This is a genomic window from Brevundimonas sp. DC300-4 (assembly GCF_049897365.1).
GTDB lineage: Bacteria > Pseudomonadota > Alphaproteobacteria > Caulobacterales > Caulobacteraceae > Brevundimonas.
Genome location: NZ_JAFCWC010000005.1, coordinates 84,529 through 105,267, shown reverse-complemented (window position 1 = coordinate 105,267; position 20,739 = coordinate 84,529). Strand labels below are relative to the sequence as shown.

19 protein-coding genes are annotated in these 20,739 nt (G+C 67.7%); 8 read left to right on the top strand and 11 right to left on the bottom strand.

Features of this window, described 5'->3' with window-relative positions:
* Positions 1-78 precede the first annotated feature (78 nt).
* On the top strand, positions 79-630 hold the full coding sequence (locus ACP7AZ_RS10325) for a CC0125/CC1285 family lipoprotein (RefSeq protein WP_426038571.1): 552 nt from the start codon (positions 79-81) through the stop codon (positions 628-630).
* Positions 631-652: 22 nt separating this feature from the next.
* Here ACP7AZ_RS10325 and ACP7AZ_RS10320 read toward each other — a convergent pair whose 3' ends face one another.
* From ACP7AZ_RS10320 to ACP7AZ_RS10310, 3 genes are all read right to left on the bottom strand, one after another.
* A complete protein-coding gene (locus ACP7AZ_RS10320; protein ID WP_426038570.1) occupies positions 653-1,678 on the bottom strand; it encodes an alpha/beta fold hydrolase in 1,026 nt (341 codons plus the stop codon).
* A complete protein-coding gene (locus ACP7AZ_RS10315; protein ID WP_426038569.1) occupies positions 1,675-2,538 on the bottom strand; it encodes a class I SAM-dependent methyltransferase in 864 nt (287 codons plus the stop codon). The genes ACP7AZ_RS10320 and ACP7AZ_RS10315 overlap by 4 nt, the downstream gene beginning before the upstream one ends.
* 142 nt (positions 2,539-2,680) lie before the next feature.
* A complete protein-coding gene (locus ACP7AZ_RS10310; protein WP_426038568.1) occupies positions 2,681-3,511 on the bottom strand; it encodes a class I SAM-dependent methyltransferase in 831 nt (276 codons plus the stop codon).
* A 247-nt stretch (positions 3,512-3,758) separates the two neighbouring features.
* Between ACP7AZ_RS10310 and ACP7AZ_RS10305 the strand changes: the two genes are divergently transcribed.
* A complete protein-coding gene (locus ACP7AZ_RS10305; protein ID WP_426038567.1) occupies positions 3,759-4,226 on the top strand; it encodes an Hsp20 family protein in 468 nt (155 codons plus the stop codon).
* 53 nt (positions 4,227-4,279) lie between these two features.
* Here ACP7AZ_RS10305 and ACP7AZ_RS10300 read toward each other — a convergent pair whose 3' ends face one another.
* From ACP7AZ_RS10300 to ACP7AZ_RS10280, 5 genes are all read right to left on the bottom strand, one after another.
* Positions 4,280-5,533: a pentapeptide repeat-containing protein gene (locus ACP7AZ_RS10300; protein WP_426038566.1), complete on the bottom strand. Its 1,254-nt coding sequence runs from the start codon at positions 5,531-5,533 to the stop codon at positions 4,280-4,282.
* Positions 5,530-6,801: a pentapeptide repeat-containing protein gene (locus ACP7AZ_RS10295; RefSeq protein ID WP_426038565.1), complete on the bottom strand. Its 1,272-nt coding sequence runs from the start codon at positions 6,799-6,801 to the stop codon at positions 5,530-5,532. The genes ACP7AZ_RS10300 and ACP7AZ_RS10295 overlap by 4 nt, the downstream gene beginning before the upstream one ends.
* A gap of 383 nt (positions 6,802-7,184) precedes the next feature.
* Positions 7,185-7,832 carry a bifunctional diaminohydroxyphosphoribosylaminopyrimidine deaminase/5-amino-6-(5-phosphoribosylamino)uracil reductase RibD gene (locus ACP7AZ_RS10290; RefSeq protein ID WP_426038564.1) on the bottom strand — a complete coding sequence of 216 codons (648 nt, stop codon included), beginning with the start codon at positions 7,830-7,832 and terminating at the stop codon, positions 7,185-7,187.
* Complete coding sequence (gpmA, locus tag ACP7AZ_RS10285; RefSeq protein WP_426038563.1) at positions 7,829-8,542, bottom strand: 2,3-diphosphoglycerate-dependent phosphoglycerate mutase; 714 nt, start codon at positions 8,540-8,542, stop codon at positions 7,829-7,831. Before gpmA ends, ACP7AZ_RS10290 begins: the two co-directional genes overlap by 4 nt.
* A gap of 47 nt (positions 8,543-8,589) precedes the next feature.
* Complete coding sequence (locus ACP7AZ_RS10280) at positions 8,590-9,633, bottom strand: serine hydrolase domain-containing protein (RefSeq protein WP_426038562.1); 1,044 nt, start codon at positions 9,631-9,633, stop codon at positions 8,590-8,592.
* Positions 9,634-9,762: 129 nt separating this feature from the next.
* Between ACP7AZ_RS10280 and ACP7AZ_RS10275 the strand changes: the two genes are divergently transcribed.
* Both ACP7AZ_RS10275 and ACP7AZ_RS10270 read left to right on the top strand, forming a co-directional pair.
* Positions 9,763-11,262 carry a phosphomannomutase/phosphoglucomutase gene (locus ACP7AZ_RS10275; protein WP_426038561.1) on the top strand — a complete coding sequence of 500 codons (1,500 nt, stop codon included), beginning with the start codon at positions 9,763-9,765 and terminating at the stop codon, positions 11,260-11,262.
* A 221-nt stretch (positions 11,263-11,483) separates the two neighbouring features.
* Positions 11,484-12,785 (top strand): FAD/NAD(P)-binding protein, encoded by a 1,302-nt coding sequence (locus tag ACP7AZ_RS10270; RefSeq protein ID WP_426038560.1) that lies wholly within the window; start codon positions 11,484-11,486, stop codon positions 12,783-12,785.
* Here the strand turns inward: ACP7AZ_RS10270 and ACP7AZ_RS10265 are convergent.
* Entirely contained in the window at positions 12,782-13,261 is a 480-nt protein-coding gene (locus tag ACP7AZ_RS10265) for an SRPBCC domain-containing protein (protein ID WP_426038559.1), read from the bottom strand. The two genes, ACP7AZ_RS10270 and ACP7AZ_RS10265, sit on opposite strands and share 4 nt — an antisense overlap.
* Before the next feature lie 50 nt (positions 13,262-13,311).
* On the opposite strand from ACP7AZ_RS10265, the gene ACP7AZ_RS10260 reads away from it, so the two are divergent.
* Positions 13,312-13,650: an ArsR/SmtB family transcription factor gene (locus ACP7AZ_RS10260; RefSeq protein WP_426038558.1), complete on the top strand. Its 339-nt coding sequence runs from the start codon at positions 13,312-13,314 to the stop codon at positions 13,648-13,650.
* Positions 13,651-13,671: 21 nt separating this feature from the next.
* Here ACP7AZ_RS10260 and ACP7AZ_RS10255 read toward each other — a convergent pair whose 3' ends face one another.
* On the bottom strand, positions 13,672-15,135 hold the full coding sequence (locus tag ACP7AZ_RS10255) for a response regulator (protein WP_426038557.1): 1,464 nt from the start codon (positions 15,133-15,135) through the stop codon (positions 13,672-13,674).
* A gap of 44 nt (positions 15,136-15,179) precedes the next feature.
* The gene (glmM, locus tag ACP7AZ_RS10250; RefSeq protein ID WP_426038556.1) at positions 15,180-16,529 is read right to left on the bottom strand and encodes a phosphoglucosamine mutase; all 1,350 of its coding nucleotides are present in this window, start codon (positions 16,527-16,529) and stop codon (positions 15,180-15,182) included.
* 128 nt (positions 16,530-16,657) lie between these two features.
* On the opposite strand from glmM, the gene glmS reads away from it, so the two are divergent.
* The 3 genes from glmS to ACP7AZ_RS10235 all read left to right on the top strand — a co-directional run bounded on the left by glmS (position 16,658) and on the right by ACP7AZ_RS10235 (position 20,736).
* Positions 16,658-18,478 (top strand): glutamine--fructose-6-phosphate transaminase (isomerizing), encoded by a 1,821-nt coding sequence (gene glmS, locus ACP7AZ_RS10245; RefSeq protein WP_426038555.1) that lies wholly within the window; start codon positions 16,658-16,660, stop codon positions 18,476-18,478.
* Positions 18,479-18,550: 72 nt separating this feature from the next.
* Positions 18,551-19,429 carry a UTP--glucose-1-phosphate uridylyltransferase gene (locus tag ACP7AZ_RS10240; RefSeq protein ID WP_426038554.1) on the top strand — a complete coding sequence of 293 codons (879 nt, stop codon included), beginning with the start codon at positions 18,551-18,553 and terminating at the stop codon, positions 19,427-19,429.
* Between the two features lie 68 nt (positions 19,430-19,497).
* Positions 19,498-20,736, top strand: coding sequence for an NAD-dependent epimerase/dehydratase family protein (locus ACP7AZ_RS10235; protein WP_426038553.1), 1,239 nt, complete (start codon positions 19,498-19,500; stop codon positions 20,734-20,736).
* Positions 20,737-20,739 lie beyond the last annotated feature (3 nt).

The window sequence follows — 20,739 nt, the reverse complement described above, 5'->3', positions numbered from 1 at the left end:
GTGAGTTGTCGTAACGTCTCTGTTCATGCGCCATTCAGGTGAAATGACGGACTTTCTGCTCAAGTTCAGGAGCCCCCAATGACGTCTTCGATCAAATCCCTTCTCGTGGTGGCCGCCTCGGCCCTGACGTTGGCTGCCTGCGCCACATCCACCGCCTACGCCCCTGCCGGCTTCAACGGCCAGCGCGGGGGCTATGCCGAGCAGCGGCTGGAGAATGACCGTTATCGCGTCAGCTTCTCGGGCAACTCGGTCACCGCGCGCGACCAGGTCGAGATGGGCCTCTTGCTGCGCTCGGCCGAACTGACTGTCGAGAACGGCTACGACTGGTTCTCAACGGTCAATCGCGCCACCGATCGCGACACCCGCTACCAGACGATCGGCGATCCGTTCTTCAACCGCTACAGCCCGTTCTGGGGCCCGTCGTGGCGCTACTACGGCCCGCGCGGCTGGAGCCGGTGGAACGACCCGTTCTGGGGCCGTGACGACTTCGACGTTCGCCAGATCGACCGTTACGAGGCGACCACCGAGATCGTGATGGGTCGCGGCGCGAAGCCTTCCGGCGACGCCAACGCCTTCGACGCCCGCGAAGTGATCGCCAACATCGGCGGCAGCGTCACTCGCCCGATGTGATCAAGGCTTCCGAAGCAGCGGCTCAGGCCACCGCTTCGGATTCCGCCCTTGGCGGCCCCAGGTCGGCGATCGGCGAGACATAGTCCGCCATCGCGTCGAACTCGTTCAAGAAGATCGCCCGCAGGTCATCGGTCTCCATGATGACCTCGTGCTTGGCGTGATCGATCTCGACATAGCGACCCCGGCCAAGCCGCTTGGCGGCCCAGCGGTTGGTCTGTTTCCAGACGCGGTCGTCGTCGCCTGCCTGCACGATGGTGCAGGGAATCTGGACGGACTTCAGCGCCTTGGGCTTCAGCGATCGTTCGCCCGCGTCGATGCCGAACGCCAGCCAGCCCCAGGTGGGGCCGCCGACCGCCAGGTGCGGACAGGCGTACAGCTGCTGACGCCACAGTTCGTAGCGGGTCTCGTCGGACGTCAGTGCGTCCTTCTCGAAGGTATGGTCAAAGGGATCGTCAGCGTCGTCCAGCACGAAGTCGCCGGCCTTGCCATGGCGCACGTTCCAGCGCACCGCCAGCTTGACCGACCACATCGACCGTTTTCCGGTCTTGATGCGCAGCATCGGACTGGACAGGACCGCCCCGGCGAACCGGGTCTCGCCGGCCTCCAGACAGAGCAGGTTCAGCACCCCGCCCATCGAGTGGCCGACCATGATCCAGGGCTTGGGCGCGCGCGTCTCGAACGCGTCCAGAAGCCGGGCATAGTCGTCCTGGAACTCCTCCACCGCACGGGCGTGACCCTTCAGCCGGTCCGGCAGCAGTCGCGCCGACAGGCCCTGGCCGCGCCAGTCGTGGGCCAGGACGCACCACCCGCGCGCGAGGAAGTTGCCGATGACCTCGAAATATTTCTCGATTGGCTCGGTCCGGCCCGGCGACAGCACCACAGTGCCTCGCGGCTTCGGCGCGACCAGGGCGGACGGGGTCCAGAGAGCAGCGCGCAGACGCAGGCCCCCGGCGCCCCGAAACCATTCGCCGACCCCTCCGGGAGGGGCGGCGGCTCCGGGCACGCCCATCAGCGGTGCATTGGCTGCGAAGGCGGCGGCGCGGTTCACTCGGGCTTCCTGAACTTCAAGGTCATGCGATCGCTTTCGCCGATCGCGCGGTATTTGGCGGAATCAAACGCCGGATCGGGCGCCTCACCCTGGGCCGCCGTCAAGAGGCGCGGCGGCAGGGTCTCGACGCCGAAGGGGTGGTCCTTTGTGTCTTCCGGGTTCGCGTTGATCTCGGAGGCGGCGACGAAGATGAACCCGGCCTCGGCCGCCAGCTGTTTGACGAACGCCTCCTGAACATAGCCGTTGGAGGCTGCCGGATCCTGATCCTCGTCGGGAGCCAGCCGGTGCTGCTCCACGCCAAGGACGCCGCCGGGCTTCAAGGCGGCATAGGCGTCCGCGAAAGCTTTTTCGGCGATGCCCGCCGCCATCCAGGCGTGGATGTTACGCATGAACAGAGCCATGTCGGCGGTCCCGGCCGGCGCCACGGGTCCGGTCCCGGACCCGAAGGCGCTGAACTTCACGTCGCCGTACAGCCTGCGGTCCGAACCGAACCGGCGCTCGAAATTGGCGACCAGGGCCGCCTGGGCAGGGTCTGTCCCCGGTCCGGTCGCGAAGCCCGCGCCGTAGTATTCGCCGTCGCCCTTGGCGAGATAGGGGGCCAGGATCTCGGTGTACCAGCCGCTGCCCGGCCAAAACTCGACCACATGCATCGACGGTTGCAGGCCGAAGAAGCGCAGCGTCTCCAGTGGGTGACGATAGATGTCGCGCGGCCGGTCTGCGGCTCGCCAGGGCCCCTGGATGGCCCATTCGAGTGAGCCTTCCGGCGGCCCGGCGGGAGCCTCGGGGTCGGCGGTCTTCTGTTCCTTTCGGCCACAGGCCGCGACGCCGGAGATCAGCACGAGACCAACGCCGGACAGCATGGCCCGACGCGATGGTCCCGTTCGCCCTATCCGCGCCTGATGCCGCATCAACTCTTCCCCGCCGGCCGTCGCCGGGAGGGCGACGCCGTCCCGGAACGGGTTGGGATAGAGGGGTTCGCCAATGCCGTCAAAGGCTTGAAACTCAGGCGGGCTTGCGGAATCGCAGGGTCATCCGATCGCTCTCGCCGATAGCGTCATATTCGGTCCGTTCGGCCTCGGTCAGCGGCGTCGCCCGGTCGGTGGCGTTGCCTTCGCGCGCGGCGCTGGTCCGCACTGGCGGCAGGGTCCAGACGCCGAACGGGTGGTCGCGGTCGTCCCTGGGATTGGCGTTCAACTCGCTGCGTGCCTCCAGCACGAAGCCGGCCGCCTGCGCGGCATGAATGACATAGCTTTCCGGGACATAGCCGGTGGGCGCAGTGACATCCGCGTTCAGCCCCTCAAGGGCGCGATGCTGTTCCACAGCCAGGATGCCGCCCGGTTTCAAGGCTTTGAAGAAGGCCGCCAGGTAGGGGCCGGTGCGCTGCGGGTTCGAGCGGTGCCAGTTGTGGAAGGCGCGGGCGACGACGACCATGTCCGCCGCGCCGTCAGCCACGACCATCCCTTCCAGCGGACGATTGACGGGGACATAGGCGCCGCCGGTCGCCTGGGCGTAGGGCTGCAGGATCGCGCTCCACCAGCCGCCCCGACCGGGTTCGATCTCGACCACGGTCGACCCGGGCGTCAGCCCCCAGAAGGTCAGCGTCTCGAACGGATGGCGGAAGGCGTCACGCGCGACGTCTGCGGCCGGGCGCGCATCCGAGCCGATCGCGGCCTGGAGCGCCTCATCCTCCTGCAGCACCGGCGGCGGCATGGCCTCGCGTCGCGCCTCGCGCTGGGCCGGGGTCTCTCCAGGGGAAGGAGCGGTCTGGGCGGCGGCGGCTCCTGCCGAGATCAGGGCGAGGGTGGTGACGAGGACGAGTCTGGACGCGTGCATGGTCAGCTCCGAAACAGAGGGCGGGTTGGGCGGCACCTTACGGACAGGTCGCACGCGGGCAAGTGACGATCCCGCAACCGGCCTGCCCTTGACGTCGCACTCAGGCATCCCACCTCTTCATCCGAGAGCGCCGATCACGGGCTCTCGCAGGCCGGACGGGGCCCAACAGGGACCGCTCGGACTGATTCCAACCGCCGCTTCGGGCAACGCGGAGCGGCTCAGTCTTGCTGATGATCAGGAGATCGACATGCGTACCATCGACTTCACCCCCCTCTATCGTTCCGCCGTGGGCTTCGACCGCCTCGCCGGCCTTCTCGAAAGCGCCGCGCGCACGGGCCCGGAGACCGGCTGGCCGCCCTACAATATCGAGACGACGGGCGAGAACGCCTATCGGATCGAGATCGCCGTCGCCGGCTTCAGGCCTGACGAGCTGAACATCGAGGTCAAGGAAAACCTGCTCACCGTCACCGGTCGCAAGACCGCCAATGACGATGCGTCGGCGAACCGCACCTATCTGCATCGCGGCCTGGCCGAGCGCGATTTCGAGCGCCGCTTCCAGCTGGCTGACTATGTGGTGGTGACCGAAGCTTCGCTCGACAACGGGCTCCTGGCCGTCAGCCTGAAGCGCGAGCTGCCTGAGGCCCTCAAGCCCCGGCGCATCGAGATCGCGACGGGTGCGCCGACCGCGGCTCTGATCGAAGGCGAAGCGGCGTAAGCCTCGGCCTTCGCGAATGAATGGAAAGGGCGGTCCTCGGGCCGCCCTTTTTGTCAGGCGGCGACCGCCGTTTGGACGAGGCCTGTGACGCGGTCGAGACGGGCGTCGGTCAGGGTCGCACCGTCCAGCTTCGCCCCCGTAGCGTTGGCGCCGGACAGGTCCGCGCCCGTCAGATTGGCCTTCGACAGGTCTGCACGGAACAGTTCGGCATAGCGCATGCGCGCGCCGCCTAGGTTCGACGGCACACAGCGGGTCGGACCCAGGGGCAGCGGGCTGATGTCGGCCGCTGTCAGATCGACCTTGGTCATCAGGGCCTCGCCGAAGCGGGCGCCGCGCAGGTCCGCCTTGCCCAGCAGCGCGCCGCGCAGATCGGCCTTCTCGAAATTGGCCCCCTGCAGCTGGGCGCCACGCAGGTCGAGACCCGCCAGACAGGCGCCCTTGGCGCTCATGGCCGAGAGTTTCAGCCCCTTCAGCCGATCGCCGAGCGGGCGAAGATCCTCGCCGTCCAGAATCGCCGGTCCGCCCAGAACACCGCCGCTTTCGGCCCAGGCGTTGGCGTCCAGCGCCATCTGATAGAGTTCCTCGGCCCGGGCGATGGTCGCCGCGTCCGGCTCACGGAGCGAGCCGGTTGTGTCGGTTCGGTCCAGCCTGGCCCGATCCATGGCCACGCCGGTCAGGATGGCGCCGCACAGGCGCGCTCCCGCCAGATTGGCCCCACCGACATCGGCGCCTTCCAGCAGGGCGCCGGACAGGTCCGCATCCTTCAGGTTGGCGCCTGTGAGCCGCGCGCCGCGCATCGAACAATCGGTAAAATCGGCCTTGCAGGCGCTGACGCCGTCAAAACGCGAGCCGTCCAGATTCGCGCCCGAGAAACGCGCACCGTCGGCCAAACCCTGACGCGTCTCGTGACGCGCCGAGGCGAGACCCTTGGTCTCATGCGGGACGGCGATGACGCCTTCCCGGAAATCGGCCTGGGTCAGGTCCGCCTCGGACAGGTCGGCGCCCTGCAGACAGGTTCCCCGGATATCCGCCCGCCTCAGGCAGGCCCGGGTCAGATCGGCGCCGCGCAGGTCGCAGCCGAACAGGACCGCGCGTTCCAGCCGCGCCCCGGCCATGTTGCAGTTCTCCAGGATCGAACCGGAGAAGTCTGCGTCGTCCAGTATCCGATGCGCCATCGAGACGCCGGTCAGGTCGATGAATTTCAGCGACAGCTTGCGCCCGCCCGGCTTGCCGGTGACGAACCGCTCGTGGGCGGCGGCGAACATGTCGAAATCGCCCTGTCCGAGGCGGCGTCGGGTCATGGTCATGCCGGTTCTCCGTCCCGCTGAAGTCCGCGGGCCCCGGCGAGAACCGCGTCCGTGAAATCGGCATGGCGCGTCTGGGCGCCGTGGAGGATGGCCCGGGTCAGATCCGACCCGACAAGAACGCAGCGTCGCATATCGGCCCCTGACAGATCGACCGAGCGCAGCACCGCCTTGGTCAGATCGGCCGGAAGCAACCGCTCAGGTCCCAGCATCAGGGGCCCAAGCTGCGCCTCGCGCAGGTCCGCCCCATTCAGCCGCGCCCCGACGAGCCGCGCCCCGCGCAGGTCGGCCCGGCGCAGGTTGACGGACCTCATGTCCGCCCCCTCGAGATGCGCCCCCTGCAACTGCACCCCTTCCATGTTCAGGCCGTAGAACACGGCGCGCTTTGCCGACAGTGCGGTCAGGTTGAGGCCCGTGATCGACCCCAGGCCGCGCAGATCGACGTCGTCGAACACCGAGGGCCGGCCCTCGACCCCGCCGGTCTCGCACCAGTTGGCATGTTCGTGCAGCATCTCGGCCGCCGGCAACTGGGCCACCGGCTCGCCGGCCGAACCCTTGTCGGTCAAGGCCCCGTCCAGATTGGCGCCATCGGTGCGCCACAAGGACGAGATCACCCCGACCAGAATGGCGTCGCGCAGATCCGCGCCGGTCAGGTCGGCCCCGGACATGTCGGCGCCCGCCAGGTCCGCGCCTCGGAAATTAGCCTGTTTCAGGTTCGCCCGGACCAGCTTGCAGTCCTTCATGATGGCGTCGGAGAAGTCCGCCGACTGGGCCGCGATGCCCGACAGGCGCGACCGCTGCAGATTGGCGCCGACCAGGCTGGCGCCCTGGGCCTGGGTGACCTCCCGGCCTTTGGCCTCGAGCACGCGGAACCCGACCTTGCGGTCCGCCGAAGCGATCGTGCCTTCGCGCAGGTCCGCCTCGAACAGGTCCGCTCCCGACAGATCCGCGCCTCGCAGGCAGGCGCCGCGCAGGTCCGCGCGGCGCATCGAGGCCTCGACCAGGATCGCGTCCTGCATGTCCGCGCCAAAGAAGGATCCGTTGTCCAGCTTGCAGCCCGTCAGATCGCAGCCGATCATCGCGGCGGCGGAGAAGTCGGCATCAGCGAGATTGCGACCCTTCAGGCTGAGGCCAGACAGGTCCATCCAGGCGAAGACCGCCCGCGCGCCGCCGGGGCGCGCCTGCCACAGGCGGTCGTGACGCGCGCAGATGGCGTCGACTTCCTGCTGGGTGATGCGGCGTCGAAGGACGCCTTCCTGGACCGCTGACATGATCCCATGATGGGACAAGGTCGCTTAAGGAAGGTTTTCGGAAACCCTGATTTCTTTCAGCCCTCTGGCGGAGATTTGCGCCGCGATCCCGGGTCTGACCTGCGGTTCGTCCGAAGCGGACAAAAATTAGACCATGACGAAACGGACGAGACGGGCGAATCCCGAAATATACTCAACGAAAACAAGGATTAGGATTTCCAGCCCTTGTCCGCCGCCTGCCGTCGGGGGACCATCGGTGTTCCGGTTCTGATGTCAAAGACCCGATTGAGCAGATGGTAAGGCCCGGAAGGTCAAACAAGACCTGGGTATGAATTAAATCCTACGACGACTCAGCTCGACGGCCCATGCCTCGCGCGTTTGCGCCGGTTCGACGCCGATCAGGTTCAGACTGTAAGCAACCCCTGCTCGGCCAGGGCATCGGCCAGTTCGCCCGGAGACGTCCAAAGCCGCGTGTAGCCGGCCTCGCCCAGCCGTTTCAGTTCAGTGACAAGATCGGCGCGGGCCGAGGCGGCGAACCGGGCGTCGAAACCCTGGCCGTCGGCGCTGATGCGAACCATCGGCCGTCCGGTCTCGAGCCGGTGCAGGAAGCCTTCCGACAGGACGGCGGCCTCGTCCTTCATCAGGCCGGTCTCGACGATGAGGCCCGCCTGACGCAGCCGCTCGGTGCCTCGCCCCGAAGCGAACGGCGAGGGATCCAGGGCTGCCACCACGACGCGGGCGATCTTCGCCTCGGCCAGAAACTGGGCGCAGGACGCCCGCCCCGACGACCGGGCCCCGCAGGGCTCCAGCGTCACATAGGCGGTCGCGCCCTCGACCTCGGCGCCGGCAGCCGGCACGGCCTGTTCCTCGGCGTGGGGGCGTCCCCCCGCGGCGGTCGCAGCCTCGGCCAGCAGCCTGCCGTTCTTGACGATGACACAGCCCACCGCCGGATTGGGCCAGGTCTCGCCCATCCGTTCCAGCGCCAGGTCGATGGCCCGGCGCATGTAGACATCATCGTCGCTCATGCCGCGACGGGGGAGGTCGCCGCTCATGAAATCGCCGGAAGTGCGGTGGCGCGGCCGGCGTCCAGATAGCGGGCCGAAACGGGCTTCAGGTCGGCGTCCAGGTCGATGTCCAGCGGATTTCCGGTGGGGATCTCGACACCGACGATCCGATCGTCGGGCACGTCGAACAGATGTTTGACGATGGCGCGCAGGGAATTGCCGTGGGCGGCGACCAGCACGTCCTCGCCGGCCTTCAGACGCGGCGCGATGGCTTCGTTCCAGTAGGGCAGGACCCGGTCGAGCGTGGTCTTCAGGCTCTCGGTGTCGGGAATGGCCTGGCCGGCATAGCGGGGATCGCCCGCGAAATCCCACTCGCTGCCCGCCTCCAGAGGCGGCGGCGGGATGTCGTAGCTGCGTCGCCAGATCTTCACCTGGTCCTCGCCGTGCTTCAGGGCGGTCTCGGCCTTGTCCAGCCCGGTCAGGCCGCCGTAATGGCGTTCGTTCAGCCGCCAGTCCTCGATCACCGGCACAGCCTTCAACCCGGCCGACGACAGGGCCAGGGCGCCGGTGCGTTTGGCCCGCGTCAGGACCGAGGTGAACATCACGGCGGGCTTGAACCCCGCCTCGGCGATCAGTTCGCCGCCACGACGCGCCTGGGCCTCGCCCTCGGCGGTCAGGTCGACGTCGACCCAGCCCGTGAACCGGTTCTCAAGGTTCCATTGGCTCTGGCCGTGGCGCAGCAGGATCAGGCGGGGCATGGGCTCTCCAGGTCAGCCTGCCGGGGTAGGGCGACCCACCCGAAGGGTCAAGCGCCGGGCGAACCGCAGGCGGCGGCGCGGATCAGATCGATGGACAGGCCCTGGCCCCGCCAGACCTCACCAAAGCCGGTCCGGTGGTCGTTCGAATAGACCGCGACGGCGAGTTTCAGATCGGGAAGCAGAAAGTTTCGGACCTGGACCCCGCCGATCTCGCCGTAGCGTTCGACCAGCCGGGTCTTGCCGATACACCCGCCCAGATCCGGCGAATAGGACCAGACGCTCAGCGCCGCGTAGCCCGACGCCGGATCACCCGTCAGCATAGTCTCCAGCGAGCCGGCCGACATCAGCCGCCCCTCCATCAGAGCGACGTCGATCGTCAGCAGGTCCTCAATCGTTCCATAAAGGCCTCCGGCTGGGCCGTAACCCGACGGCCAGACGGGGGCCTCGGCCGAGCCGTCTTCCATCGTCGCCTCGATCCGGGCTTCATCGGGCAGGGCGAGTGTGACGCCGAGCGGGGCGCCGATGCGGACATTCACAAGGTCGAGGTAGGACGAGGCGGTCACGGCCTCCAGCACCTTGCCCAGGATGATGGTGTCGCAGTTGTTGTAGAGGAAGACCGATCCCGGTTCGGCCGCGGCGGTCGTGCAATACTGCGCCAGATCACCCGGCGGACCGTTTGGCAGGTCCGACTGACCCGCGAGTCCCGAACGGTGCGCCAGAAGCTGTCGGATGGTGATGCGGTCGGCGTTGGGAAGGGTCGGGAGCCGAACATAGGACGAAACCGGCGCATCGAGGGAAAGGGCGCCGTCATCGATCTGCTGTAAGACCAGGATGGCCGTGATCATCTTGGAAACCGAGGCCCAGCGGAACGCCGCCGACGGATTGTGGGGGCGACCCGGCTCCGCCTGACCCAGGAGACCCGTAGACATTCGGCCTTCCCGCGCGACGCCGAAAACTCCGGCGTAGCCCGGCTCGACGGACAGGCGGGCCTGGACGGCGTCGCGGCCGTCCCGGGCAGGCTGCGCGGACGCATCTGCGGGCAAGATCAAAAGCAGCGCCGCCGCTGCGACCCAGGCCAGCCGTTTCGTCATTGGAGCCCCCAGGGACCGATCATGCCGCTTCCACGCGCAGCCATAACACCGATCGCACGTTGTTGTGGGCCCGAAAGCCTGCGGCTATACCGCCGGTCGTCTAGACCTCCCCGCCTTCAAGGACATCGCATGCTGAAGCCCCGCCAGGACCTGGTTCCGAACACCTTCGAATTCGAAACCATCCCCCTGGTCAAGCCGACAGGCTTCCGGGAATACGACGCCCGCTGGATTCTGGAGAAGGAGATCAACCTTCTCGGCATCCAGGCCCTGGGCCTGGCCCTCGCCACCTATGTTCACGAGAGCGGCATCCAGCCGCGCATCGTCGTCGGACACGACTTCCGCTCCTATTCCTCGACCGTGAAGCACGCCCTGATCATCGGCCTGCTGGAAGGCGGGATGGAGGTGCTGGACATCGGCCTGGCCCTGTCGCCGATGGCCTATTTCGGTCAGTTCGCGCTGGAGGCCCCCTGCGTCGCCATGGTCACCGCCTCGCACAACGAGAACGGCTGGACCGGGGTCAAGATGGGCACCAACCCGCCGGTCACCTTCGGCCCCGAGGAGATCGGCCGACTCAAGGAAATCGTCCTCGAGGGAACCGGCGTCGCGCGGCCCGGCGGGCGTCTGGAGCGGGTCGAGAATTTCCGCGAGCCCTACCTTCAGGAGGTGGTCGGTTCGATCAGGCTGAGCCGGCCGCTGAAGGTGGTCTGCGCCTGCGGCAACGGCACGGCCGGCGCCTTCGCCCCCGAGGCCCTGCGCCGCATGGGCTGCGAGGTCATCGAGATGGACTGCGACCTCGACTACACCTTCCCCAAATACAATCCGAACCCCGAAGACCACGCCATGCTGATGCAGATGGCGGCGCGGGTGAAGGAGACCGGCGCCGACCTTGCCCTGGGCTTCGACGGCGACGGCGACCGCTGCGGCGTGGTGGACAACACCGGCGAGGAAATCTTCGCCGACAAGATCGGCCTCCTGCTGGCCCGCGACCTGTCGGCCCTACACGCCAACGCCACCTTCGTCGTCGATGTGAAATCGACCGGCCTCTACAAGACCGACGAGGTGCTGAAGGCCAACGGCGCGACCACCGTCTACTGGAAGACCGGCCACTCCTACATCAAGCGCAAGACCGCCGAACTGGGCGCCCTGGCCGGGTTCGAGAAGTCGGGCCACTTCTTCCTCGCGAACCCGATCGGGCGTGGCTACGACGACGGCCTGGTCGCCGCTGCCGCCGTCCTGCAGATGCTGGATCGCAATCCGGGCAAGACCCTGTTCGATCTCAAGTCGTCCCTGCCGGACGCCTGGACCAGCCTGACCATGTCGCCCCACTGCGACGACGAGCTGAAGTACGAGGTCTTGGCCAGGGTCGTGGCCGAATACGAGAAACTGGCGGCCGAGGGCGGGTCGATCCTGGGCCGCAAGATCGTCGAGGTCATCACGGTCAACGGCGCGCGGGTGCATCTGGAGGACGGATCGTGGGTCCTGGTCCGCGCCTCTTCGAACAAGCCGGAGATGGTCGTGGTGGTCGAGTCGATGCGGTCGGAAGACGACATGCGCGACCTGTTCCACAAGGAGGTGAAGCCCCGCCTCTCCGTCCACCCCGAGGTCGGCGCCTACAACCAGGAAATCTGACCGAGCGTCTCCTTCCTGTTCGCCGCCTGGCGAATGGGGAGGTGGCGGCGAGCTCTTCGCGAGCTGACGGAGGGGGTCTTCGTGCATCAAGAACCCCTCCGTCTCGTCCGCTTCGGTACGGATCCACCTCCCCATCGCTGCGCGACAGGGGGGAGACCGACTCCGCCGTTTGACCCCCAGCGCGGCGCGGTCCAGAACCGCCGCAACGGGCAGGAGGCGGCGTGACGGGACGGATCGACAGGGTCGCCATAGTCGGGGGCGGCTTCTCGGGGGCCATGCTCGCGGCGCGGCTGGCCGAACGCGGGACGAACGCCCTCCTGATCAACCGGACGCCGGACTTCGGTCTGGGCGTCGCCTATTCGACGCCGTTCGAGGGGCATCTGCTGAACGTCCGCTCGGCGCGGATGAGCGCCCTGGCGGATCGACCCGATCATTTCGTCCGCTGGCTGGAGGCCAACGCGCCCGAACATGAGGATCCGGAGGGGTTCGCGCCGCGGATGATCTTCGGCCGCTATGTCCAGGCGAGGCTGGCCGAGGTCGAGGCCGCCCATCCCGGCCGGATCGAACGCGTGGTCGGCGAGGTCACGGGCCTGGAGGCTGGCGGCGTCGCCTTGTCCGACGGCCGCCGCATCGCCGCCGCCGCCGTCGTCCTGACCACCGGCAATCCGGCCCCGCGCACGGCCTCGGGCGAGGCGGGGGCGGTCATCTCCGACCCCTGGGCGCCGGGCGCGCTCGATCCCGTCGGCGCCGAAGACGACATCCTGATCGTCGGCACGGGCCTGACCATGGTCGATATGCTGCTGTCGCTTGAGGGACGCGGCTGGCGCGGACGGGCGATGGCCGTGTCCCGACGCGGCCTGCTGCCCCGGGCGCACGGCGAGCTTCCCGATCAGCCCGCGCGGGCATCGCCGGCTTTGTTGAACGGTCCGCTGTCCGCGCGTCTCGCCGAGGCGCGAAAGGTTTCCGCCCGCTCGGGCTGGCGCGAGATGATGGAGGGCCTGCGCCCCATCACCGCCGATCTCTGGGGCGAGGCCGATATCGCCACGCGCGGCCGGATCGTGCGCCACCTGCGGCCCTGGTGGGACGTCCACCGCCATCGGCTGGCGCCGCAGATCGGCGCCGATATCGACCGGCTGGTGGCCGAAGCTCGGCTCGCCGTCGTCTCCGGCCGGGTAAAGGCGATCACGGCCGATGCGGACGGCGTCCGTCTCGACTGGCGTCCGCGTCAGGGCCCGGCCCGGGAGCCGCTGACCGCCCGCTGGCTGATCGACTGCACCGGCCCCGGCCATGCGCCCGAGGCCGATCCCGTGACCGGCCCCCTGCTGATCGACGGCCGGGCCCGGCTGGATCCGTTGCGGCTGGGGCTGGAGCTGGACGCCTCCGGCCGGGTGCTGGCGGCCGACGGAGACGCCGATCCCCGACTGTTCGTGCTCGGCCCGCCGGCCCGCGCCGCCTTCTGGGAGACGATCGCCGTGCCCGATATCAGGAAGCGGATCGAGGATGTGGTCCTGGCGCTCGTCTAGCGGTAGGCCCCGGTCCGCAGGTTGATCCCGTATTCGACGCTGGCCTTGAGCGCCGAGAGCATCTGGGACCAGCCCATGCAGTTGCCATAGGACGCCTTCAGTCCGGTCGGCGTCTCGCGCCAGCCTTCCTCGGCAATGCGGACCAGGGTGCGGGTCCCGTCGTCCAGCGGCGCGAACGTCATGGTGACCGTCGTCATGTATTCAGCCGCAACGACCGGATCCGCGTCGTCGGGGACGCCTTCATTGGCTTCCCAGCGCAGCACGATCTTCTGGTCCTGCACTACCTCGACGACCTGGACCGGGAAGGCTCCCGGATAGTCGGCGAAATCCCACTGGACCGTCGCCCCGGTTTCCAGCCGCCCGACGGCACCGCCGGTGGTGAAATAGGCCGACAGTTTCGAAGGATCCGCGACGGCTTCGAACACCTCGTGCACCGGCCTCGCGACCCGGGTCGACACCTCGAATTTCAGCTCCATCGTCCCTCTCCATGGTTGATGGCGGCGCTTATATGTTATAGAAATACAACATGTCAAACGAGGACGATCTTGACGCCGTTTTCAAGGCGCTCGCCAACCCGATCCGGCGTCGTCTTCTGGACGCGATGAAAGACGGCCCGCGGACGACAGGCCAGCTGTGCGAGGCCGAGCCGTCGCTGGATCGCTGCACCGTCATGCAGCATCTGAAGACACTGGAAGGCGCGGATCTGATTATCATTCGGCGCGAGGGACGCGAGCGCTGGAACCACCTGAACGCATTGCCTATCAAGGCTGTCCACGATCGCTGGCTGGCCCCCTATGCGCGCGTGGCCGTCGCCATGCTGGCCGATCTGAAGACGAGGGCAGAGGCCTTTGATCCGGGGGGTTGAGGACGGGATCGCAGGGCGCGGTCAGACCGGGCGGGCGCCCTCACCCGTCGAGCCCTCGACCGAGCCGGCGTCCGGTCTTCCCGCGCTCCAGACCGAGACCGCCGTCAGCAGCCCGACCATATTGATCGGCTTGGCCAGACAGTCGTCGATGCCTACGGCGGCATAGCTGGCGAGCTGTTCGGGCAGGGTGTTGGCGGTGACCGCGATGATCGGGACCGCACTCATGGTGCTCGGCAGGGCCCGGATGCGCCGGGACGCCTCCACCCCGTCCATGACCGGCATGGCGATGTCCATCAGGATCAGGTCGAAGTCGCCCTTTTCGACCGCCGTCAGACCCTGAAGACCGTCGTCGGCGGTCTCGCACCGGATGCCCTGGGTCGCCAGAATTGTGGCCACCAGGGTGCGGTTGTTCTCATTGTCGTCGACATAGAGGACCACCGGTCCACTGTCGGGTTCGCGCGCAGCGGGCGTTGCGGCCATCGGCGTGACGGTCGGCGGCAGGACGCTCCCTTGCCCTTCAGGGACAATCACGTCCTGGTCTGACACGATGATCATCTCGTTGACCAGCGTCAGCAGCCGCTGGCCCGCCTCGTGGATCCGTCCGGCCTGTTGCAGCGTCCGCTCCGGCAGGGCGTCGTGCACCATCACCTCGGCGAAGCCGAGGATCGCGTTCAGCGGCGTCCGCAGCTCGTGCGACATGTCGGACAGGAACTGCTGGCGCGCCTCGGCCATGGCGGCTTTCTGTTCGGCGGCGGCGCGCGCCTGTTCGGCCTCGACCCGGGCGGTGACATCCTGTTCGCTAAGCAGCAGGCCGATTTCGCCGGTCACCGGGTCCGGCACAGCGGTCAGGACCAGATAGTGCCAGCGAATTCCCTTTGCGGTGCGGATCTCGCACACATCGAAGGCGCCATGGCCTTCCAGGGCGCGCGTACGCAGACTTTCCACGGCCTCGGCCCGGACAAACCGCTCCGCATAGGCAAAGGTTTCGCTGCCGTAGGCGGTGAAGGCGGCGGGGTTGCAGAACAGGGCCCCGCCCTCCTGGTCAAACAGGGAAATGAGGGCGGGTGCATAGCGCAGCGCCTCGACAGCGCGCCGCTCGGCCGGCCCGACCTCGATCGGCGCAGCCTCGAACAACAGGACGGGCCGATCGTCGTCGAGCACGAAGGTCGAGATCGTCGCCTTCACCGTGACCGGCTGCCCGTTTGGATAGAAGGTCCAGCGCTCGCTGACCGTTTCGCCGTCCGCCGTGGCCTGCACCAGTCGGGCGGTCCGCGCCTTGACGGAGGGCGACAGGTCGGAGAAGTCCCGGGCCAGCAGAGCCTCGAGCGTATCCGATCCCCAAAGGGCCAGGGCGGGTAAGTTGGCGTACACTCCCTTGCTTGCCGCCGGGTCGAACATCCAGATCGGACGATGCAGCCGGTCCCAGGCGAGGAACAGGGACGAGTCATCCAGGGCAGGGGTCGCGCTGTGCATGGAATCTGCCATGCCAGAGCGACCTGAATTTTCACTTAAGTCTTCGTGATATCGGGCTAGCCGGCCGCCTTCACCGCGGCGGCGACCTCGGCCACGACCCGTTTCACCAGGGCCTCGTTGTCGCCCTCGGCCATGACGCGGATCAGTTTCTCGGTGCCGGACGGGCGGACCAGCAGGCGGCCCTGACCGGCGAGGGCGGCCTCGGCCTCGACGATTGCGGCCTTGACCTTCGCGTCCTCCAGCGGCTTGCCGCCGGTGAAGCGGACGTTCTGGAGCAGCTGGGGCACGGGCTCGAACTGGCGGGCCAGTTCGCTCATCGGCTTGCCGCTCTCGACCAGGACGGCCAGCACCTGCAGCGCCGCCATCAGGCCGTCGCCGGTGGTGGCGTGATCGTGCAGGATCAGGTGGCCGGACTGTTCGCCGCCGAGATTGAAGCCGCCCTCGCGCATCCGCTCCATGACATAGCGGTCGCCGACCCTGGTCCGCTCCAGCGTCAGGCCGTCGCCGGTCAGGGCGCGCTCGAGGCCCAGGTTGGACATGACGGTGGCGACCACGCCGCCGCCCTTGAGCACGCCGCGCCGGGCCCAGTCGCGGCCGATCAGGGCCATGATCTGGTCGCCGTCGACGACCTTGCCGTTCTCGTCGCAGATGATCAGCCGGTCGGCGTCGCCGTCCAGAGCGATGCCGATGTCGGCCCGCTTCTCCTTGACCACGGCCGCCAGCGTCGCCGGATGGGTCGAGCCGCAGTCGGCGTTGATATTGGTCCCGTTGGGCGAGACCCCGACTGAACAGACCTCGGCGCCCAGTTCATAGAGGGTGGTGGGCGCAACCTTGTAACCGGCGCCGTTGGCGCAATCGATGGCGATGCGCAGGCCCGCCAGCGACAGGTGACGCGGGAAGGCCGCCTTGGCGATCTCGATATAACGGGCCTGGGCGTCGTCGATGCGCTTGACCCGGCCCAGCCGGTCCGACACGGCCAGCCCCTCGTTCAGCCCGTCGTCCATCATGGATTCGATCTTCAGTTCGGTCTCGTCCGACAGCTTGTAGCCGTCGGGGCCGAACAGCTTGATGCCATTGTCGGCATAATCGTTGTGCGAGGCGGAAATCATCACGCCCAGATCGGCCCGCATCGATCGGGTCATCATCGCCACGCCCGGCGTCGGCAGCGGCCCGAACGTCAGCACGTCCATGCCGACCGAGGCGAACCCCGCCACCAGCGCCGGTTCGATCATATAGCCCGACAGGCGGGTATCCTTGCCGATCACCACCAGATGGCGGCGGTCGTCGCCCGACATGAACAGCTTGCCCGCCGCCAGACCGACGCGCAGGGCGACCTCGGCCGTCATCGGACTGCTGTTCGCCTTGCCGCGAATGCCGTCCGTACCGAAATATTTGCGCTCGCCCATGTGCGGCCCTCCGCCGAAACCTGCCGAAACGCCTTTTTAGGTGTCGGCGTCCTAAGGCCGTCCTAGAGCAGACCATCCCGGCCGTCATCCTCGGCCGTAGACGACCCTGCGCCAGGAGCGACCCCGGAATGTGCGGCATCATCGGCATCGTCGGAATCCAGCCGGTCTCGGATCGCCTGATCGAAAGCCTGAAGCGTCTTGAATACCGCGGCTATGACTCGGCCGGCATCGCCGCCCAGGTCAACGGGGTGCTGGAGCGCCGTCGCGCGCCCGGCAAGCTGAAGGCGCTGGAAAAGGTGCTGGCGGCGAACCCGCTGGTGGCCACGACCGGCATCGGCCACACCCGCTGGGCCACCCACGGCGCCCCCACCGAGGCCAACGCCCACCCGCACATCGCCGGCCGCGTGGCCGTGGTCCACAACGGCATCATCGAGAATTTCGCCGAGCTGAAGGCCGAGCTGATCGCCGCCGGCCGCGTCTTCTCGTCCGAGACGGACACCGAGGTGGTCGCCCATCTGCTGGATTCGGCGCTTGCCACAGGCCTGTCCCCGCTCGACGCCTTCAAGGCGACGCTGGACCGGCTGTCGGGCGCCTTTGCGCTGTGCGTCCTGATCTCGGGGGAGGACGAGGTGATCCTGGCGGCGCGCAACGGCCCACCGCTGGCTGTCGGTCACGGCGACGGAGAGATGTTCATCGGCTCCGACGGCCTGGCCCTGGGGCCGTTCACCAACAGGATCACCTATCTGGAAGACGGCGACTACGTCATCGCCACCCATGGCGGGGCTCGCATCTTCGACGCCTCGGGATCGGAGGTCGCGCGGCCGATCAAGATCGTGCCCGCCTCCGCCGTCCTGATGGAGAAGGGCAACTACCGGCACTTCATGGAAAAGGAGATCCATGACCAGCCCGAGGGGTGCCAGCACACGATCGCCGCCTATGTCGACACCCTGACCGGCCGGACCAAGGTCGCCGGCGATGTCGATTTTGCGGCGCTGGACCGGATCCAGATCGTCGCCTGCGGCACCTCCTATATCGCCGGGATGATCGGGCGGTACCTGATCGAACAGCTGGCTGACCTGCCCGTGGACGTCGAGATCGCCTCGGAGTTCCGCTACCGCAATCCGTCGCTGCGGCCCAACGCCCTGGCCATCGCCATGTCGCAGTCGGGCGAGACCGCCGACACCCTGGCCGCCTTCCGTCATTGCGCCCAGGCCGGGATGAAGACCGCTGCCATCGTCAACGCCACCGAATCCACCATTGCCCGCGAGGCCGACGTCGTCTGGCCGATCCATTGCGGGCCCGAGATCGGCGTCGCCTCGACCAAGGCCTTCACTGCCCAGGTCTCGGTCATGATCGCCATCGCCATCGCCGCGGCCAGGGCGCGCGGCCGGATCGACGAGGTCGAGGAGCAGCGTCTGGTCCGCGTCCTGCTGGAGGCGCCGCGCCTGATCGCCGAGGCCATCGGTCTGGAGGACGCGCTGAAGGACATCGCCGTCGACATCGCCAAGGCGCGGGACGTCCTTTACCTCGGCCGCGGCCCAATGTCGGCCCTGGCCCTGGAGGGCGCGCTGAAGCTGAAGGAGATCAGCTACATCCACGCCGAAGGCTATGCCGCCGGCGAGCTGAAGCATGGCCCGATCGCCCTCGTCGACGAGGCCACCCCGGTCATCATCCTGGCCCCCTATGATTCCTGGTTCGAGAAATCGGCCTCGAACATGAGCGAGGTCATGGCGCGCGGCGGTCAGGTGGTCTTCATCACCGACCCGGAAGGAGCGAAACACGCTCCCGCAGGCGCCAGGGTGGTGGTCACGGCCCCGGCCTGCGATCCGCTGATCTCGGCCCTGGTGATGGCCGCCCCGATCCAGCTGCTGGCCTATCACGTGGCCGTGGTGAAGGGCGCCGACGTGGATCAGCCGCGGAACCTGGCCAAGTCGGTGACGGTCGAATAGCGAAATCGCGCGGACGGGGCTACGAAACCGGGCGACGCGCGTTACGCTCGCCGTCGCTGTCTGGGAGCTTTCATGAGTTCGTCGTCGTCCCGCGTCCGCAAGGCCGTCCTTCCCGTCGCCGGTCTGGGCACGCGGGTGCTGCCTGCCGCCAAGACGACGCCCAAGAACATGCTCAATGTGTTCGACCGGCCCCTGCTGTCTCATATCGTGGAAGAGGCGCGCGCCTCAGGCATCGAGCACATGATCTTCGTGGTCGGACGCGGCCAGACCTCGATCGAGGACTATTTCGATCACGGCTACGAGGTCGAGGCGATCCTGAAGGCCAAGGGCAAGGACGACATCCTGGCCCAGATCCTGGCCGACCTGCCCCGCCCCGGCGAAATGAGCTTCGTGCGCCAGATGGCGCCTCTGGGCCTGGGTCACGCCGTCTTCTGCGCGCGCGACCTGATCGGCGACGAACCGTTCGCGGTCATCCTTCCCGACATGCTGATGATGGCGGAGACCCCGGCGCTGAAACAGGCGATCGAAGCCCACGACCAGACAGGCGGAAACATCGTCGTGGTCGAGCCGGCGCCCGAGGGAGAGACCCACAAATACGGCATCGTCGCCCTGGATGGGCAGGACGGGCGCCTGAACCGGATGACCGGCATGGTCGAGAAGCCGCCGCTGGGGTCCGAGCCGTCGAACCTGTTCATCTCCGGCCGTTATGTACTGACGCCCGACATCTTCCCCCTGCTGGCCGACCAGCAGTCGGGCGCCGGCGGCGAGATCCAGCTGACCGACGCCATGGCCCGGCTGATGAAGGTCCGGGACTTCCACGCGCTGGAATACGAGGGGACGACCTTCGACTGCGGCGATCCGGTGGGGCTGCTCAGGGCCAATGTCGCCTATGGACTGAAGCATGCGGGCCTCGGCGAGGCGGCGCGTGCGGCGATCGCGCCCCTGCTTTAGGCAACCGCTCCGCTTTGCTCCGGTCCCCGCCTTCGGCTAGGCAAGGTTGGGGCGGAGGAAAAGACGCGATGAAGGTACTGGTTCTGGGCGGGGATGGCTTCTGCGGCTGGCCCACGGCGCTGCATCTATCGGCCCGCGGCTGGGACGTGATCGTCATCGACAACCTCAGCCGCCGGAACATCGACAACGAGCTGGAGGTCCAGTCCCTGACCCCGATCCGGACCATGGGCGAGCGGATCGCCGCATGGAAGGACGTCAGCGGCCGCGACATAGGCTTCGTCAACATGACCGTCGGCAAGGAATTCGACCGCCTCGTCGCCCTGATCCGGGACGAAAAGCCCGACAGCGTCGTCCATTTCGCCGAACAGCGGGCCGCCCCCTATTCGATGAAGTCGGCGCGACACAAGCTCTACACCGTCGACAACAACATCAACGCCACCAACCACCTGCTGGCCGCCATCGTCGAGAGCGGGCTGGACGTCCACCTGGCTCATCTGGGGACCATGGGTGTCTATGGCTACACCACCGCCGGGCTGCGCATCCCGGAAGGCTATCTGAAGGTCACGGTCCAGACCGACTTCGGCCCGACCGAACAGGAGATCCTGTTCCCGCCGAACCCGGGCTCGATCTACCATATGACCAAGACCCAGGACGCCCTGCTGTTCCAGTTCTACGCCAAGAACGACGGCGTCCGGATCACCGACCTGCACCAGGGCATCGTCTGGGGCGCCCAGACCGAAGAGACGAAACAGGACGAGCGGCTGATCAACCGGTTCGACTATGACGGCGACTACGGCACGGTGCTGAACCGGTTCCTGATGCAGGGCGCGCTCGGCTATCCGCTGACGGTGCACGGCACGGGCGGCCAGACACGGGCCTTCATCCACATCCAGGACACGGTGCGCTGCGTCGAACTGGCCCTGAAGAACCCGCCAGAGAAGGGCGAACGGGTCAAGATCCTGAACCAGATGACCGAGAGCCGCCGGGTCCGCGACCTCGCCGCCATGGTCGCCGGGATGACGGGCGCCGAGGTCCACAATGTCGCCAATCCCCGTCTCGAGGCCGACGAGAACGAACTGGTCGTCGCCAACGACCAGTTCCGCGACCTGGGGCTGAAGCCCATCACCCTGGCCGAGGGGCTGATGGCCGACGTCACCGACATCGCGCGCCGCTACGCCGACCGGGCCGACCGGACCAAGATTCCCTGCGTCTCCGCCTGGAACGGCAAGCGAGCCGAAGCCTTGCGCGCCGCCCCGGAAACCGCGCCGGCGCCCGTTCCCACTCCCGCCGAGGCGCGGGTCGGCTGAGCC

Coding starts and splice junctions, on each gene's coding strand:
- ACP7AZ_RS10325 (WP_426038571.1), top strand. CDS start 79: ATGACGTCTTCGATCAAATCCCTTCTCGTGGTGGCCGCCTCGGCCCTG.
- ACP7AZ_RS10315 (WP_426038569.1), bottom strand. CDS start 2,538: ATGCTGTCCGGCGTTGGTCTCGTGCTGATCTCCGGCGTCGCGGCCTGT.
- ACP7AZ_RS10310 (WP_426038568.1), bottom strand. CDS start 3,511: ATGCACGCGTCCAGACTCGTCCTCGTCACCACCCTCGCCCTGATCTCG.
- ACP7AZ_RS10305 (WP_426038567.1), top strand. CDS start 3,759: ATGCGTACCATCGACTTCACCCCCCTCTATCGTTCCGCCGTGGGCTTC.
- ACP7AZ_RS10300 (WP_426038566.1), bottom strand. CDS start 5,533: ATGACCATGACCCGACGCCGCCTCGGACAGGGCGATTTCGACATGTTC.
- ACP7AZ_RS10295 (WP_426038565.1), bottom strand. CDS start 6,801: ATGTCAGCGGTCCAGGAAGGCGTCCTTCGACGCCGCATCACCCAGCAG.
- ACP7AZ_RS10290 (WP_426038564.1), bottom strand. CDS start 7,832: ATGAGCGGCGACCTCCCCCGTCGCGGCATGAGCGACGATGATGTCTAC.
- gpmA (WP_426038563.1), bottom strand. CDS start 8,542: ATGCCCCGCCTGATCCTGCTGCGCCACGGCCAGAGCCAATGGAACCTT.
- ACP7AZ_RS10280 (WP_426038562.1), bottom strand. CDS start 9,633: ATGACGAAACGGCTGGCCTGGGTCGCAGCGGCGGCGCTGCTTTTGATC.
- ACP7AZ_RS10275 (WP_426038561.1), top strand. CDS start 9,763: ATGCTGAAGCCCCGCCAGGACCTGGTTCCGAACACCTTCGAATTCGAA.
- ACP7AZ_RS10265 (WP_426038559.1), bottom strand. CDS start 13,261: ATGGAGCTGAAATTCGAGGTGTCGACCCGGGTCGCGAGGCCGGTGCAC.
- ACP7AZ_RS10260 (WP_426038558.1), top strand. CDS start 13,312: ATGTCAAACGAGGACGATCTTGACGCCGTTTTCAAGGCGCTCGCCAAC.
- ACP7AZ_RS10255 (WP_426038557.1), bottom strand. CDS start 15,135: ATGGCAGATTCCATGCACAGCGCGACCCCTGCCCTGGATGACTCGTCC.
- glmM (WP_426038556.1), bottom strand. CDS start 16,529: ATGGGCGAGCGCAAATATTTCGGTACGGACGGCATTCGCGGCAAGGCG.
- glmS (WP_426038555.1), top strand. CDS start 16,658: ATGTGCGGCATCATCGGCATCGTCGGAATCCAGCCGGTCTCGGATCGC.
- ACP7AZ_RS10240 (WP_426038554.1), top strand. CDS start 18,551: ATGAGTTCGTCGTCGTCCCGCGTCCGCAAGGCCGTCCTTCCCGTCGCC.
- ACP7AZ_RS10235 (WP_426038553.1), top strand. CDS start 19,498: ATGAAGGTACTGGTTCTGGGCGGGGATGGCTTCTGCGGCTGGCCCACG.